This window comes from Streptomyces sp. NBC_00299 (assembly GCF_036173045.1).
Taxonomy (GTDB): Bacteria; Actinomycetota; Actinomycetes; order Streptomycetales; family Streptomycetaceae; genus Streptomyces; species Streptomyces machairae.
Genome location: NZ_CP108039.1, coordinates 5,282,843 through 5,298,715, shown reverse-complemented (window position 1 = coordinate 5,298,715; position 15,873 = coordinate 5,282,843). Strand labels below are relative to the sequence as shown.

Here is a 15,873-nt window from a genome sequence, read left to right as displayed (position 1 = left end):
TCGTGTTCATGGGGACCAGCGTGCTCAGCCTGCGAATAGACCATGAGCTGCTCGAACGGCTCCGCCAGCATGCCGCGAAAAGAGGAATGAGCGTCCAGGACTATGTCGTCCGGACGCTCATCCGCGATGACTTCGACGAACGGTTCCAGGCCGCCGTGGAAGAGACAGAGAAGTTCTACGGGCGCACGTGAGCAACGGGCCCACGTGAGAGACGCGCTTACGTGAGGCCCAGCGCCGGCATCAGGTAGTAGAAGCCGAACACCGCCGCCACGACGTACATCGCGATCGGCACCTCCCGGCCCCGCCCGGCGGCCAGGCGCAGCACCGCGAAGGTGATGAAGCCCATGCCGATGCCGTTGGTGATCGAGTAGGTGAACGGCATCATCACCATCGTCACGAAGGCAGGGATCGCGATCGTGTAGTCGGCCCAGTCGATCTCATTGACGGAGTTCGCGAGGATCAGGAAGCCGACCGCGAGCAGGGCCGGGGTGGCCGCCTGGGACGGGACCATGGTGGCGACGGGCGTCAGGAACAGCGCCACACCGAACAGGCCGCCGGTGACGACGTTCGCGAATCCGGTACGGGCGCCTTCGCCGACGCCGGCCGTGGACTCCACGAAGGCCGTGGTGGCCGACGAGGAGCTGGCGCCGCCCGCGGCGACCGCGAGGCCGTCGACGAACAGGACCTTGTTGATGCCCGGCATCTGCCCCTGGGCGTCGGTCAGTTTCGCCTCGTCGCTGACGCCCATGATCGTGCCCATGGCGTCGAAGAAGCAGGACAGCAGGACGGTGAAGACGAAGAGGATGCCGGTCAGCGCGCCGACCTTGCCGAAGCCGCCGAACAGGCTGACCTCGCCGATCAGGCCGAAGTCGGGGCTGGCGACGGGGTTGCCGGGCCACTTCGGGGTCGTCAGGCCCCAGGACGGCACGTTCGCGACGGCCTCGATGACGACCGCGAGCACCGTCATCGCGACGATCGAGATGAGGATCGCGCCGGGGACCTTGCGCACGATCAGCGCGAGGGTGAGCAGCGCGCCGAGGACGAAGACCAGCACCGGCCAGCCGTTGAGGTGGCCGTCTCCGCCGAGCTGGAGCGGGACCGTGGTCTGGGCGGCGTCCGGGATGCGGGAGACGAAGCCGGAGTCGACGAGGCCGATCAGCATGATGAACAGGCCGATGCCGATGGAGATGGCCTTGCGCAGGCCGTAGGGCACGGCGTTCATGACGCGCTCGCGCAGACCGGTGGCGACGAGCAGCATGACCACGAAGCCGGCCAGGACCACCATGCCCATGGCGTCCGGCCAGGACATCCGGGGCGCCAGCTGGAGCGCGACGACCGAGTTCACGCCGAGACCGGCGGCGAGCGCGATCGGCACGTTGCCGATGACGCCCATGAGGAGGGTGGTGAACGCCGCCGTCAGGGCCGTCGCGCTGACCAGCTGCCCGTTGTCGAGCTGATGCCCGTACATGTCCTTCGCGCTGCCGAGGATGATCGGGTTCAGCACGATGATGTAGGCCATCGCGAAGAAGGTGGCGAGACCGCCGCGGATTTCACGGGGCAGCGTGCTGCCGCGTTCGGAGATCTTGAAGTAGCGGTCGAGTGCGCCGTATGTGGGCCCGGCTCCCGGCTGTTCAGGGGTGGGGGCCTTGGCAGGAGCCGAGGTGGGCATGCTTTTGGTTGTTCCTACGAAGAGAAGTGGTCAGTCATAAACCGTTTCAGTATGAACATATAAGGGCTGGATCTGCTATCTCCGCGCGTAGATGCGCGCGTGGCTCCGCGTGGAGCGATCGCTTCGTACCGGGATCCGATCGCCTCGTAAGCTGTCCCCATGGCCGGTCTTTTCTCGGGAGCCCCGAAGCACGAGGCGCCGGAGCCCCTTGAGGGCCCCGTGGTCGCCACCATCACCGGCGGCACGATCCTCTGGTTCGTCCTCTTCGTCGTCCAGCTCCCCTTCTACGGCTGGTTCGACGACCGCGGACAGGCCTGGTGGGTGTGGACCTGTCTGGCCGGCGGCGGGCTCGGGCTCATCGGCATCTGGTACGTCCGCAGGCGCGAAGCCGCCCTCAAGCGGGCGGCGGCTCCCGAGGAGCCGCGGGAGACCACGGGCGAACCCCAGTCGTCCTGAGGTACCGCGCCGTACGACCACGGCACGACGCCGGTCCTCCCCAGGTCGGAACTTGCCCGCACTCGGCGGGTGAAGGCGTAGATCCGCACGTACCGTCGAAGGCATGACGCATACCGACGCGGGCGCCGAAGTGGACAAGGCTGTGCACCCCGTTCGCGCCCCGGTGGCGACGGGCGGGCTGACCGCCGCCGAGGTGGCCGAGCGGGTCGCCCGGGGCGAGGTCAACGACGTTCCGGTGCGCAGCAGCCGGTCGATGACCGACATCGTCCGCGCCAACGTCTTCACCCGGTTCAACGCGATCATCGGCGTGCTGTGGGTGATCATGCTGTTCGTCGCGCCCATCCAGGACAGCCTGTTCGGCTTCGTGATCCTCGCCAACACCGGCATCGGGATCGTCCAGGAGTGGCGGGCGAAGAAGACCCTCGACTCGCTCGCCGTGATCGGCGAGGCCCGGCCCACCGTGCGGCGCGACGGGGTCGCCGGCGAGGTCAGCACCTCGGAGATCGTGCTCGACGACCTGATAGAGATCGGGCCGGGCGACAAGGCCGTCGTGGACGGCGTGTGCGTCGAGGCCGACGGGCTGGAGATCGACGAGTCGCTGCTCACCGGCGAGGCCGACCCGGTCGTCAAGCAGCCGGGGGACCAGGTGCTGTCCGGCAGCTTCGTCGTCGCCGGCGGCGGCGCCTTCCAGGCCACCAAGGTCGGACGCGAGGCCTACGCCGCCCAGCTCGCCGAGGAGGCGTCCCGCTTCACGCTGGTCCAGTCCGAGCTGCGCTCCGGCATCTCCACCATCCTCAAGTACGTGACGTGGATGATGATCCCGGCCGCGACCGGCCTGATCATCACCCAGCTCGTCGCCAAGGACAACGCGCTCGACGACTCGATCGCCCGGACCGTCGGCGGCATCGTGCCGATGGTCCCCGAGGGGCTGGTGCTCCTCACCTCGGTCGCCTTCGCCATCGGCGTCATCCGGCTCGGCCGCAAACAGTGCCTCGTGCAGGAACTGCCCGCCATCGAGGGCCTCGCCCGCGTCGACACCGTCTGCCTCGACAAGACCGGCACGCTCACCGAGGGCGGCATGGACGTCACCGAGCTGCGGCCCCTGGGCGGAAACGACGAGGAGTACGTACGCAAGGTGCTGGGCGCCCTCGGCGAGTCCGACCCCCGCCCGAACGCCTCCCTCCAGGCGATCATCGACGCCTACCCCGACGCCGACGACTGGCGCTGCACCGAGTCCCTTCCCTTCTCCTCCGCCCGCAAGTACAGCGGCGCCACCTTCAGCGAGGGCAACGGCGAGACCAGTTCGTGGCTGCTGGGCGCCCCGGATGTCCTGCTCGGCAGCGACGATCCCGACCTGGCCGAAACCGATCGGCTGAACGAACAGGGCCTACGGGTCCTGCTGCTCGCCCGCGTCGGCCGCGACCTCGACGATCCCGAGGTCGCCGAGGGGGCCAAGCCCGCCGCCCTGGTCGTACTGGAACAGCGGCTGCGGCCCGACGCCGCCGACACCCTGCACTACTTCGCCGAGCAGAACGTCCGCGCCAAGGTGATCTCCGGCGACAACGCGGTGTCGGTGGGCGCGGTGGCGACCAAGCTCGGGCTGACCGGTACGACGGTCGATGCCCGCCGGCTCCCGCAGGACACGGACGGGATGGCGACGGCCCTCGACGAGGGCACGGTGTTCGGGCGGGTCACCCCGCAGCAGAAGCGGGACATGGTGGGCGCGCTGCAGGCCCACGGGCACACCGTCGCCATGACCGGCGACGGCGTGAACGACGTCCTCGCCCTGAAGGACGCCGACATCGGCGTGGCCATGGGCTCCGGGTCGGAGGCCACCCGCGCGGTCGCGCAGATCGTGCTGCTCAACAACAGCTTCGCGACGCTGCCGTCGGTGGTCGCGGAGGGACGTCGCGTCATCGGCAACATCACGCGCGTGGCGACGCTGTTCCTGGTCAAGACCGTCTACTCGGTGCTGCTGGCGCTGATGGTGGTGTGCTGGCAGGTGGAGTACCCGTTCCTGCCGCGGCACCTGACGCTGCTGTCCACCCTCACCATCGGCGTCCCGGCGTTCTTCCTCGCTCTCGCCCCCAACAAGGAGCGCGCGAAACCCCACTTCGTACGGCGGGTCATGCGGTACTCGATCCCGGGCGGGGTGGTGGCCGGGGTGGCGACATTCGTGACGTACCTGATCGCCCGTCACTACTACACCGGTGAGGGCGCGCTGGACGCGGAGACCAGCGTCGCCACCCTGACGCTGTTCCTGATCGCGATGTGGGTGCTGGTCATCATCGCCAGGCCGTACACATGGTGGCGGGTCGGGCTGGTGGCGGCGATGGGGCTCGGATTCCTGCTGGTGCTGGTGGTGCCGTGGCTGCAGGAGTTCTTCGCGCTGCGGCTGGTCGGCATGACGATGCCGTGGATCGCGGTGGGTATCTCGGCGGTGGCGGCGGTCGCCCTGGAGTTCGCGTGGAGGTGGGTCGACCGCCGCGTCCCCGCCTAGCCGCTGCGCTCGGCTTTGGCCGGAGGGGCGTTGTGGGGCACCGTCCTACTGGACGTCGACGAAGTCACCGGTGGCGTTGATGGCCGGAGTCGTGCTCGTGCCCGCGAAGCTGTAGCGGAAGTAGCCGTCCGTCGACGCGGTCACCGTGGTCTTCAGCTCGCCCGTCGAGTTCGACTTGATCGTCTTGACGGTGCTGTAGGTGTCGCTGCCCTTCTTGCGGAACTGCAGCTTCACCGACTGGTTCGTGTAGCCGTGGTACTTGTTGTCCTCCCAGTTCGCCCGGGAGAGCTTGCCGGTGACCGTGATGGTCTTGCCCTTCTTCACCGGCTCCGGCGAGGCGTTTACCGTCAGCTGGGAGTTGCGCTGGATCAGGGTGGTGGCGAGGCCGCCCTTGTCGGCGTATCCGACCTTGGTGATGTCGAAGGACTCGGCCGAGGGGTCCTGACCGTTGAACGCGATGGCCATCGCGCCGGCCTTCCAGCTGCCCGCGTCCGCGTTCCACAGCTCGCCGTCGGCCGGGTAGACGTCGATCGTGCCGGTGCAGTTGGCCGTGGTCGACGAAGTCGGCGTGCACTTGCCGTAGTTGTTGCCGAACAGCATGTTGTCCGGCGCGTCGAAGGCACCCTTGTAGATGTACGGGTCGGTGTAGAAGTCCGCGGCGGTGATGTCGAGGTCCGCACCGTGGGTCAGCTTGTACGTCACCTTGGTGGCGACGTGGTTGGTAATGCCGACCTTGACCGCCTTGGCGATCTTGAAGTCGGAGAAGGAGACGTTCAGGGCGTACGGCTGGCCCTCTTCGGGGGCGCGGGTGCCGAACGCGCTCTTGCCGGACGCGGCGTGCGCGGCCTCACGGATCTTCGCGACGTCCGCACGGCTCACGGTCTCGTCGGCCTGCGCGGCCGGCACGGCGAGGGCGGAGAGGGCCAGGGCGCCGGAGACGGCGGCCACAGTGGCTCGTATGCGCATGCGTTCTCCACGTGGAGAAGGGCCCCGGTGGATCGCCGAGCACGGTGTCTCGCGATCACACCGGGGCCGAGTGATCGTTGGAGCCTGTTGGCTCACAAGATCAGATATGCGGCACGAGTGGAGGGTTGTGCCGCTGGTGTGGATGTTGCGTAAGCGTTACTGGCGCTGAGTGAACGAGGGGCAGTTGCCCGGTTTCACTGCACGTCGACGAAGTCGCCGGTGGCGTTGATGGCCGGAGTCGTGCTCGTGCCCGCGAAGCTGTAGCGGAAGTAGCCGTCCGTCGACGCGGTGACCGTGGTCTTCAGCTCGCCCGTCGAGTTCGACTTGATCGTCTTGACGGTGCTGTAGGTGTCGCTGCCCTTCTTGCGGAACTGCAGCTTCACCGACTGGTTCGTGTAGCCGTGGTACTTGTTGTCCTCCCAGTTCGCCCGGGAGAGCTTGCCGGTGACCGTGATGGTCTTGCCCTTCTTCACCGGCTCCGGCGAGGCGTTCACCGTCAGCCGGGAGGCCCGCTGGACCTGGAAGCTCTTGGCGTTGTCCTTCTGGACGTAGTCGGCGTCGTTGCCCACCGCGATCGCCCAGACCTTCCAGGTGCCGGCCACCTTGTTGATCAGGTTGTAGTCCGGCTCGAGGTCGAAGGTCGACTTGCAGTTCGACGTCGTGGCGTTGACCACCGTGCAGGTGGCACGACCGTCGCTGCCGTTGGCCACGGCACCGGAGTCGGAGCTGTCGATGTTCGCACCGTGGTACAGGATCGCCTGCGCCCAGTCGACGCCCTTGTTGTCCTTGACGGTGAAGGTCACGGTGATGGTCTTCTTCGCGGTCGACCCGACGACCGCCGCCTTGCCACCGTTCACCACGACGTTCGAGATCGCCGTGTCGCCCTCGACCTCGTCGGCCTGGGCGGCCGGCACGGCAAGAGCGGAAAGGGCCAGGGCGCCGGTCACGACGCCGAGGGTGGCACGCATGCGCATGTGTTGTTTCCCCACGTTGCAAAGGGGCCCCGCCCGGTCACACCCAGCGGCTCGTGGGTGCGTACGGGGCCCAAGTGATCAGGGAGTCGGGTGACTCCGATGATCAGATTCGCGACGCGTACGAAAGGTTGTACGACTCGTGAGAGATTTGTGCGGGAAATTTCAAGATCGGCCGAACGGGGACGCCATGGGCTTTCTCCTCACCCGCTACGCCAAGGACGAGGAGGCGCCGGAGTCGGAGACCGACGTCTCCTCCGTGGCCGCGGAGGCGTTCACGGCGCTGCTCGCGATGCCTGCGGCGCAGCTCGCCGACGTGTATCCGCTGGACCGGGAACACGCGGACGGGTTCCGCGGCCTGACCGGCATCACCCTCGACCTGGACCGCTTCGACTACTTCCTGGAAGCGGTGGCGGACTGATCGGCAGGGGAGGCGGTCAGGCCCCGCCGCTCAGTCGAACCACCGGTCCCGCGCCAGCTCCCCCGTGCGCGACGGATCCTCCAGCAGCGCCGCCACCTCGAACCGCCGCGGCCACTGCCCCGCCGCCCAGGCGAGCCCCGCCGCGACGCCCTCCAGGGTCGAGGCGTGCAGGGTGCCGTCGTTCGTGTGGCGCCAGTCGATCTCCACGCCGTCGACGACGAGTTCCTCGTGCTCGACGTACGACTGGGGCGTCCGCGCGCCGAGCAGCACCCGCACCGACTCGGGTACGTCGTGCTCGGTGCCCTCGGAGTCCACGTCGCCGGTGACGGACTCGCTCAGCCGCCGGACCTGGAACAGCTCGGCCAGCTCGGCGGCCCGCGAAGGCCGTACGGGAAGCAGCGGCACCCCCTCCGTGAACGGCAGCAGGTCGGGCGAGTCCACGACCACCGCGTCCGCCGCGTCCACCACCTCGACCCGCCCGTCGATCACGGCCCGCAGCTCGTCGGGCAGGGTCACCTGCTCCGGGTCGAGGTCGGCCAGGGCGCCGTACAGGGCGTGCAGTTGGGCCGAGGTGACGGGGCGGTCCGGGTCGGCGAGGCGGTCGAGCAGCTCGGCCCCGCCGCCCGGCTCGTCGAGCAGCGCGGCGACGGAGGTGCGCACCCCGAGCGCCCGCAGCACCTGCTCGTCCTCGAAGCCGGTCGCGTCGGCCTCGTCGTACAGGCCGCGCAGCAGCGGGTCGCCGCCGGAGGCGAGGAGCCCGGCCGGGCGGCGTCCGTCCAGCACCGGGTGACCGCGCAGCCACCATGCGGTGTACGGCCGTACGACCTCGTGCGTGCCGTCGGGCAGCAGGATCCGCACCTGCTGGGTCAGCGCGTCCCGCAGGGGCGGCTGGGCGAGCAGGGCGAGGGCCTGCGGCCACTTGTCGTCGTCCACCAGGTCCAGGTCGCGTACGGCGATCAGCTCGGTGGCGACCGGCGGTACCGGCGTGTCCGGGAAGCGGTCGAGGATGTCCTCGCTCCACACGTCCACGGCGTCCAGCAGACCCGCGTCGTCGGGCTGGGCGAAGTCGCCCTCGCGCGGCTCCAGTTCGTCCGGGTCGAGGACGACGTCCGTGGCGCGCACGAGGGCGAAGTTCGCGAGGACACCACAGGCGGCGAGGGGCTGCTCGCCCCACTTCTCGGCCAGTTCGGCGTCCACGGTCGCGAGTTCACCGTCCCGCATGACCTGGTGGAAGGGGCTGCCGGGGAGGACGAGTTCGCCGGCGGGCGCGGGCTCCCCCTCCTCGTCGGGCAGCGCGAGGGCACCGAGCCACGGCTCGTCACCCGGCTCCAGGCCCGCTTCGCGCACGAGGGCGAGGACGGTGTCGGCCAGTTCCTCGGCGTCGGGAGTGTCCTCCTCCCAGCTCAGCGCGCCCTCCTCGTCCAGGGAGGCGGCGACCGCGGCACGCACCTGGGGTGTGGTGAGGACCGCGCGGGGCGTGGCCGGGAGGGCGCCGAGCTTCTCCAGGAGCGGGTGCGCGGCGTCGGGGTGGGCGACCTTGAGGCCCAGGCGGGCCAGGATCTCCGGGTCGACGGGGGCGCCGTCGGAGGTGGGGAGCAGGATCTGCCGGGGGCCGATGGTGGTGCGCCCGTCGGCCAGCGGCACGGGGAGGCCGGACAGCCGGTCCGGGTCGACCCCGGCAAGGCTGTCGTAGAGCCGCCGCCACCAGTCCGGCGCCTTCTCCAGCCCGGCGAGCCGGTCGACCGCGTCGGTCAGCGGGACCCGGGCGACGCCCAACGTCCGCAGTTCCACGCGCCGTTCGAGCCCGGCGGGGAGGAGGGTGGGCAGGACCTCGGCGAGGACCTGCACGGTGTCGGCGCCCGCGCCTTCGACCACCTCGGCGTCCCGGGGCCGCAGGGACTCGGGCAGCTCGGAGTCCTGCTCCTGCGGCTCGACGGCGGGCGGCAGGAAGGAAGTGCGGGGCAGGCGCTCCAGGATGGCCTGGCGCAGGGCACCGTCGAGTTCGCCCTTGCCGAGCGGGCCGGGTACGAGGCTGATGATGCCGTCGCTCACCGGGCGCCAGTCGGCGAGCAGTTCGGCGTACGCGTCCGCCGCCCGCTGCACGAGGAAGTCGGTGAGCGGGCCGGGGGCGGCGTGCCGGCGGGTGGTGTCGAGGGGGAAGGAGGCGATGAGCAGGGCCGGGACGCCGAGCGCCTCGTCGCTGGGTGTGGGCGCGTGCACGACGGGGGCGGTGCGGGGCCGGGCGGGCGTGCTGTCCGTGGCGTCGACCGGGACGGCCCAGGTGAGCGCCCAGTGGGGGCGCAGCCGCTCCTCGACCGGGCGGTCGGCGAGCAGTTCGGGCGTGAGCGGGCCGTGGGCGTCGGCCGTACGCCAGTGGGTGACGCCGTTGGCGGAGTCCTCCACGACCGTGAAGGGTCCGTCGGCCCCGCGGCGCAGGGTGCGCGGCTCGGCGTCGCCGGCCTCGATCACGACCTCCTCAAGCCCGGGCAGGGCGAGGAGCAGGGCGTCGTCGACGGAGTGCAGCAGCCGTTCGGCGAGGTCGGCGGCGGCGGTGTCGCGCAGGGGGAGGATGACGACCGTGTCGTAGGGGTCCGGGGCGGTGCCCTCGGCGGCGAACGGCAGCCGCAGCAGCGGCACATGACCGTCCCGCCGCCGGATCTCGTCCCCGAGCCCCGGGCTGTGTGCCGCGGTCTCCCGGGCCAGTTCGCGGGCCTCGGCGAGGGACCACCGGACACCGCCGTGCCGCCCGACGACGGCGGGTTCGTCGGTGACCGCGATCACGGAAGCGAAGCCGACACCGAACCGGCCGACGGAGGCCGAGTCCCGCTTGGCGGAGGCACGCAGGGTGGCCAGCGACTCGACGCCGGCCGCATCGAGCGGAGCACCGGTGTTGGCGGCGACGAGAACACCCTCGCGGAGGGTGAGCCGGAGCCTTCCGGGCACTCCCGCCCTGGCGGCGGCGTCGGCGGCGTTCTGAGCGAGCTCGACGACGAGCCGGTCCCGGTACCCGCCGAGGACGAGGTCCTCCTCGGCGTTGGCGTCCTCCCGGAAACGGGCGGGACTGGTGGCCCAGGCGTCCAGCACACCGCGACGCAGGCGGGCCGTGCCGAACGGGTCGGCGCCTTCGGGTGCGGGCCGCACGAACTTGCTCACGTTGACTCTCCTCATCGGCGTGATGATGAAGGTACCGCCGATGGGAGGCGTATGCGCTTCCCGCCCGCGGCGCTACGGACGCGCCTTGCGACCTTCCGGGCCGGCTCACCGGACGGCCGTCTCACAACTCCCTTGCCGCACCGGCAGTTGCCTGCCTAGCATCGCGTTCACTATCGCGAATCGAATGTTGTTCCGGTGCATCGGGGGCCTGGCGTGACGTTGGTGATGGCGGTGGCGGCCGTCTGGGGCGTACTGCAACTTTTCGCGATTTCCTCACCGGCGAGTTCGGTGCGCCTGTCGACCGTGCTGCTGGCGCTCGCGGTGGGCGTGTACGGGTGCGGCGTGGCGACGGCGTTGGTGGAGTTCGCCTACACCCGTGTCTACGCGGAGCAGTCGGGCCGGTCGCTGGTGACGGTGGTGAACACCACCAGCTACACGGTCGCTCCCTGGGTGGAGGAGTTACTCAAGGTTTCCCCGTTGCTGCTGGCGGGGCTGAGCCTGCGGGTCCGCCGCCAGTGGGGGCTGACCGACTTCGTCGTGGTGGGCGCGGCTCTCGGGGCGGGTTTCGGGCTGCTGGAGGCGGTTCTCCGGTTCGGCTTGGACGCGGACCGGGCGATCACCCGCGGCGAGGGCTGGATCGTCCCCGACAGCCTGTCCCCGCCGTATGTACCGGGCCTGGGACAGGTGCTCACGTCGTGGCTCCCGGCCCCGTTCAGCCAGCTGGACCTGGGCGGCCCTCCGGTCACGGAAACGTTCACTCACCTGGTGTTCACGGCCATGGCCGGCTTCGGGGTCGGGCTGCTGTGGCGCGCGCACGGCTGGATACGCCTGCTGTCGATCCTCCCGATCGCGGCTGCCGCCGCCCACCACACCGTGAACAACTACGCGGTGCAGGAGCACTCCGCCGGGACCAAGGAATGGCTGGAGTCCCTCAACGAACTGGCATGGGCCGCACCACTCGTGTGCCTGACCATCGCCATGGCGGCGGACCTGCGCCGGCTCCACCGCGCCAAGGGCACCATGCCCGACGTACTCCTCGCGTCCGAACGTGCCGACGGCGACAGCCTGGGGGCTCTGCTGCGGTATGCGGCCTGGCGTCTGCCGTGGAGCCTGCTGATCGTCCTTCGTTACGTCAGGCTGCGGCGCTCCTTGCTGTACGCAGCCGCCGAGTCGACGCCGCCCGGCGAAACCAGTGACCTACGTCGAGTGGTCGCCGGGATCACCGCCCGGATGGACGCGTCCGACAACGGGCGTGCCTGGCAGTCGCTGAACATCCGCGCCTGGCTGAAGGCGAGCCGAGCGGCGCGCCGTACCCGCGAGCGATGGCTCCTGCTGATCCCGTGCGTGCTCATGCTCCCGGCACTGCTGTTCCTGGGCGTCGGCTCGTTCACCTCCACGGCCGGCCTCCAGGAGTACTTCAGTACCGGCGCGGGGCCGAAGATCCTCATGGGCTTCGGCATTGCCGCCATGGCCTGGATCGCGTACCAGCTGGTCACCCTTTTACGCACCTGGCGTCGCGCATCGGCACAGCCACTGGGGGAGGTACTGGCGGCCCACCGCTTCCGTATCGGAACGGCACTGGGGGCGGCGACCACCGGCGTCCTCCTCCTGTGGCGCGGGCTCGGCGCCGCGGGCCCCGACGGCAGGGCCATCCGCACCCTCCACCTCCTCGACGCCCTGAACACCTTCCTGGTCTACCTCGGCTTCGCCCTCCTCCTGCTCTCGCTGCTGGCCCTGTTTCCCCCGGGAGGCTTCGCGCTGGCCGGAGGCGGGACGGTCGGCGCGCTCACGGCCGAGGCGGCGCTCAGTGCCGGGGTGCTTGGTACGGCCGGCGTCGTGCTCATGGGGTTGGGCGCGTCGAACGGGTCCGGCGGGGACTTCAACGCTTGGCCGAGGAGCAAGCGCAAGGGGCGCCAGAAGCCGGAGCACCGTGCGGATGTCCGTGGTGACGAGGGGAAGAGCCTTGGGGGCAAGAGCAAGGCTCATACGATCGACAGGCACGTCGACAAGACCATTGCGGACATGCGTAAGCGTCTGCGCGAGAACGCAAAGCTCGAAGCGGACTCACGCTACGTTGACGTGGATTCGGCACAACGTTTCACTGACAAGGCTCTCACCACCAGGGAGAATCAACGGAAGATATCCGACTGGCTGGCCAGGGGCGCAAAAGCACCACTGCGACTGGAAGCAGCGTTCACCGAAAACACAGGACTCCACCTCACTCGCTACGACTTCACCCATGGGCAGCCTACGCAATGGGTACGAGGAGTCCGCGTCATTCTCAAGGCAGACCCGACGGCGCCGTCCGGATACCGCGTCCTCACATCGTTCCCCCAGCCCTAGCGCGCACGCTTGGAGCAACTCATGAGTCAGGCACTTCCGTCAGAGCCGCGGTTCTACGAACTCAGCGACCTTTTGACAGCCTACGCATACACCGGCTTCACGTTCACTGACACCGCAGAGACCCCGGGCCCCGGCCTGGCCTCGTATCTCAGGATTGCCGCTCATGACCCGGCCCGCGCCGCAACAGCCGTACAGCAAATCGATGAGCTACTCTCCATCGGACTGTTCTCCGAAGAGATCGCGGACGACGTGGAGAACATTCCCCACATCCGCCCTCCGATGGGCAGCAGCGTGGAGGACTGCCTGCGCATCACGCGGGAACACCTCCAGCGATTCCTGCAAGACCCGTCACGAGTTCCCCAGATAAACCCGCAGAACGCCTGGGAATGGAACGAGCGCTTCCCCGAGCTGAGCCAGTTCCTCGGCGCCTACTTGCACCGGAATTACACTGAGTTCTACGCCTCGCCCGACCATGCCATCGATGAGTACGTCACCGAAGCCGCACCGGAAGACCGCGCACAGGCGGCGCAGGAGATCACCGAGCTTTTGACGATGGTGGCTTCGGATCAGGAACTCCACACAGCAACCACGGCGTTGGGGCTCGACCTTCTGCCGCCGGAGGGGATGTCACTCCGGCAATGGCTGGAACTGATCCGCCGGCGAATCACTGCCGCGTAGCGATATCTGGACGTGGCGGAGCCCGGGAGTCGTATCCAGCTCCCGGGCCCCTGGGGATGCCACCCAATTGCGCACGCCGGCGGCGTTTAAGAGGTCGGATCAGTCATCATGCCGTCGTGTTCTTCCTTTGAACTACCGCACCACGCAAGAGGTGCAGGCGAGAGTCGAACTCGCATCCGACGGCGTTCGTCCGGCCTCGGTCGATCCGGCGATCGGCGGCAATGCTGAGACTGGAGCGAGAGTCTGAGATTGATCGCGGCTGCCTCTTCCATGTTGGGCTACCCCGGCCCGGATGGGTGTCGTAGTGCCGGGGGAAGGACTCGAACCTTCACTGTCACCGCGTCTTTCAGGCTGAACTTCAGTGTCAGCTTGCGCTCATCACGCGAACCGGGCCTCAATCCCGGCCCGCGCCTGTTGCGCACCCCCGCGCTCGCACGCGGGGGCGATCATGGAGGCTACCCGTGATCGGCGTCAGCCGAACAGGTAGCCGAACACCGCGTCGCCGACCCGCTGATCGGTGACCTCGGCACCGTTGGCCTCCTCGCGGGCGAACTTCACAGCCTGCTGGAGCTTCTCGACCCGCTCCACCAGTTCGTTGACCCGCCGCGCCGGAAGGGCCCCGGAGAACTTCACGGTCGTCCAGTACCCGATGGGCACGTCCTCGTAGTACACCTCGACCTGCGCCGGGTGCTTCTCCGTCGCCTCCGCCTTCACGTGGTTGCGCGGAACCTTCTTCGTACGGATCGTGCGGACCGGGTCCGTCTTCCACCAGTCCGTGGACGGGTCGGGGGACCAGGACTCGGCGGCGTCGAGCGTGGGAAGCTTCTTCACGAAGGTGTGCAGGTCGGTGAGCTGCTTCTCCAGGAAGAGGAGGTAGCTGACCGGAACGGCGGCGACGACCGTCCGCCCGTCGACCGTGACGTCGGCGCGTGCCGAGCAGTTGGCCCAGTCCTTCGTGGCGGTCACGTCGAACAGCCGGGTCAGCGACGCGGACATCTCCCGCAGCACGTCCTCCGCCTGCACCTGCACACGCGTGGACTCGGGCGGCAGCTGCTCGCCCTCCTCGTCCTTCGGCTGGTACGTACGCGAGATACCGGCCAGCAGCGCGGGCTTCTGCACCTTGTGGTGCGCCGCGGTGATGTCCTGGAGCGACTTGCTCTTGACACCCTTTTCGACAGCGATGATCTGATTCAGCTTCGCCACGAGTTCCCCCTTCGACCAGGCAGGAACGTATCCCACCGGCTCGAACGCGTGCACTCGCTTTTCAGGTGACTCGCACGGCGTGAGAGCCTGCTGTGCGGTTGATCATGCAGACATCTCATCCGCACGGGAGTGCCGCACCATGCTGGACTTGATCAAGGAGACCCTCGGCGAACTGGCCTGGGGGGTCCTCGCGATCATCGTGTTCCTCTGGTGGATCGGCGGTCTGGGGATGACCGCCTTCATCTGGAGCGAAGGTGACAGGCTCCTCGCAATCCAGCTCCTGGCACTCTGGGCGGCAGTCACCACGCTGTATCTCACGGCCTCCTGGCTGATCCGCCGCGCCCGCCGCAGCTAGGTAGGGCGGTTGGCCGCGTACGACACGAAGTCGGCCCAGGCCTGTGGTGCGAGGGCGAGCCGGGGGCTGGTGTTGCGGTGCTTGGAGTCGCGGACGTGGATCGTGCGGGGGGCTATCGCGATCTCGACGCAGGAGTCGCCCTCGCTGCCGCTGCTGTAGCTGCTCTTGAACCACGCCAGCTCGGAGGCCTGCCCATCCGAAGTGTTGCGGATCATGTTTCCCCCAGCAGTTGCTCGATGAAGGCAGTCGACTCACGCGGTGTGAGAGCCTGCGCCCGGATGATGCCATACCGCAGTTCAAGGATACGGAGTTGCCTGGGCTCGGACACCGGTCGGCCGCTGACCACGACCGGCGAACGCCCCACAGCTGAACCGTCGGCGAACTTCAGCACCTCGATGCCACCGTCAATGCCGGCGTGCTCCTCGCGATCCATCGGCATCACCTGAAGCTCGACGTTCCTCAACTGCCCTACCTCCAGCAGATGCTCAAGCTGGCGACGCAACGCCACCCTGCCTCCGAGCGGACGTCGCAGCGCCCACTCCTCCAGGACGAAGCTGAGTTCCGGCACCGGGTCCCGCTCGAACACCGCCTTGCGGGCCACACGCGCTGCGATGAACCGCTCCACCTCATCCTCTGTGTACGCGGGGCGTCGCATCAAGAGAAGCCCCCGCGCGTACTCCGGCGTCTGCAACAGGCCATGAACGTTGAGCGGATCGTAGAGCTGGAGCTCGACCGCCTTGGCCTCCATCTCCCCCAGCGCCCGAACCTTCTTCGGATACCGGACCTTCTTAACGTCCTCCCACGTCGCCGCGACAAGCCCACCCGCCCCCAACACCTCATCCGCCTTGACCAGATACTCCTGCCGAGGAATCCGCTTCCCGCCCTCGATCTTGTAGACCAGGTCCTCCCCGTACCCCACCGCCACCCCGAACTCGGCGGCCCGCATCCCCACGGCCTCACGCCGCAGCTTCAGTTGCCGCCCGACGGTCGCGATGACCGCGATCCCCCACTCGTCGTCCGGATCCACCTCCCACCCCGGCTCGTCCGCCTCCGTCTTGAGCCGCCCGGTGTCCGCCTCGACCGTCATGCCGTACCCCTCCGTCGTACCGCCGCAGTGCAGCAGCGCCCTACCCGCACTCAACGTCCCGACAGCCCGGA

Annotated in this window: 14 protein-coding genes; 7 read left to right on the top strand and 7 right to left on the bottom strand. The window is 68.9% G+C overall.

The features are described from left to right. Positions 1-8: 8 nt before the first annotated feature. Entirely contained in the window at positions 9-191 is a 183-nt protein-coding gene (locus OHT51_RS23575) for a ribbon-helix-helix protein, CopG family (RefSeq protein ID WP_328426929.1), read from the top strand. 26 nt (positions 192-217) lie between these two features. Here the strand turns inward: OHT51_RS23575 and OHT51_RS23570 are convergent, their stop codons facing one another. Beyond that, positions 218-1,669, bottom strand: a complete 1,452-nt coding sequence (locus tag OHT51_RS23570) for an NCS2 family permease (RefSeq protein ID WP_328880897.1) — start codon at positions 1,667-1,669, stop codon at positions 218-220. 159 nt (positions 1,670-1,828) lie between these two features. Here OHT51_RS23570 and OHT51_RS23565 point away from each other — a divergent pair, with 159 nt between their 5' ends. After that, positions 1,829-2,125 (top strand): DUF2530 domain-containing protein, encoded by a 297-nt coding sequence (locus OHT51_RS23565; RefSeq protein ID WP_328880896.1) that lies wholly within the window; start codon positions 1,829-1,831, stop codon positions 2,123-2,125. A gap of 103 nt (positions 2,126-2,228) precedes the next feature. Next, positions 2,229-4,625, top strand: a complete 2,397-nt coding sequence (locus OHT51_RS23560; RefSeq protein ID WP_328880895.1) for a cation-translocating P-type ATPase — start codon at positions 2,229-2,231, stop codon at positions 4,623-4,625. Between the two features lie 45 nt (positions 4,626-4,670). On the opposite strand, the gene OHT51_RS23555 is transcribed toward OHT51_RS23560, so the two are convergent. Both OHT51_RS23555 and OHT51_RS23550 read right to left on the bottom strand, forming a co-directional pair. Then, the gene (locus OHT51_RS23555) at positions 4,671-5,591 is read right to left on the bottom strand and encodes a hypothetical protein (protein WP_328880894.1); all 921 of its coding nucleotides are present in this window, start codon (positions 5,589-5,591) and stop codon (positions 4,671-4,673) included. 194 nt (positions 5,592-5,785) lie between these two features. Continuing rightward, positions 5,786-6,565, bottom strand: coding sequence for a calcium-binding protein (locus tag OHT51_RS23550; protein ID WP_328880893.1), 780 nt, complete (start codon positions 6,563-6,565; stop codon positions 5,786-5,788). Between the two features lie 187 nt (positions 6,566-6,752). Between OHT51_RS23550 and OHT51_RS23545 the strand changes: the two genes are divergently transcribed. Next, the gene (locus tag OHT51_RS23545; protein WP_328880892.1) at positions 6,753-6,983 is read left to right on the top strand and encodes a DUF7683 domain-containing protein; all 231 of its coding nucleotides are present in this window, start codon (positions 6,753-6,755) and stop codon (positions 6,981-6,983) included. Between the two features lie 30 nt (positions 6,984-7,013). On the opposite strand, the gene OHT51_RS23540 is transcribed toward OHT51_RS23545, so the two are convergent. Further along, positions 7,014-10,151, bottom strand: a complete 3,138-nt coding sequence (locus tag OHT51_RS23540) for a sacsin N-terminal ATP-binding-like domain-containing protein (protein ID WP_328880891.1) — start codon at positions 10,149-10,151, stop codon at positions 7,014-7,016. A 198-nt stretch (positions 10,152-10,349) separates the two neighbouring features. Here OHT51_RS23540 and OHT51_RS23535 point away from each other — a divergent pair, with 198 nt between their 5' ends. Continuing rightward, a complete protein-coding gene (locus OHT51_RS23535) occupies positions 10,350-12,479 on the top strand; it encodes an RNase A-like domain-containing protein (protein WP_328880890.1) in 2,130 nt (709 codons plus the stop codon). A 21-nt stretch (positions 12,480-12,500) separates the two neighbouring features. Further along, the gene (locus OHT51_RS23530; RefSeq protein WP_328880889.1) at positions 12,501-13,157 is read left to right on the top strand and encodes a contact-dependent growth inhibition system immunity protein; all 657 of its coding nucleotides are present in this window, start codon (positions 12,501-12,503) and stop codon (positions 13,155-13,157) included. Positions 13,158-13,628: 471 nt separating this feature from the next. On the opposite strand, the gene OHT51_RS23525 is transcribed toward OHT51_RS23530, so the two are convergent. Beyond that, on the bottom strand, positions 13,629-14,360 hold the full coding sequence (locus tag OHT51_RS23525) for a DUF7873 family protein (protein WP_328880888.1): 732 nt from the start codon (positions 14,358-14,360) through the stop codon (positions 13,629-13,631). Positions 14,361-14,499: 139 nt separating this feature from the next. Between OHT51_RS23525 and OHT51_RS23520 the strand changes: the two genes are divergently transcribed. Next, on the top strand, positions 14,500-14,715 hold the full coding sequence (locus OHT51_RS23520) for a hypothetical protein (RefSeq protein WP_328880887.1): 216 nt from the start codon (positions 14,500-14,502) through the stop codon (positions 14,713-14,715). On the opposite strand, the gene OHT51_RS23515 is transcribed toward OHT51_RS23520, so the two are convergent. Both OHT51_RS23515 and OHT51_RS23510 read right to left on the bottom strand, forming a co-directional pair. Then, positions 14,712-14,930 (bottom strand): DUF397 domain-containing protein, encoded by a 219-nt coding sequence (locus OHT51_RS23515; RefSeq protein WP_328880886.1) that lies wholly within the window; start codon positions 14,928-14,930, stop codon positions 14,712-14,714. The two genes, OHT51_RS23520 and OHT51_RS23515, sit on opposite strands and share 4 nt — an antisense overlap. Next, complete coding sequence (locus OHT51_RS23510; protein ID WP_328880885.1) at positions 14,927-15,802, bottom strand: helix-turn-helix domain-containing protein; 876 nt, start codon at positions 15,800-15,802, stop codon at positions 14,927-14,929. The genes OHT51_RS23515 and OHT51_RS23510 overlap by 4 nt, the downstream gene beginning before the upstream one ends. Positions 15,803-15,873 lie beyond the last annotated feature (71 nt).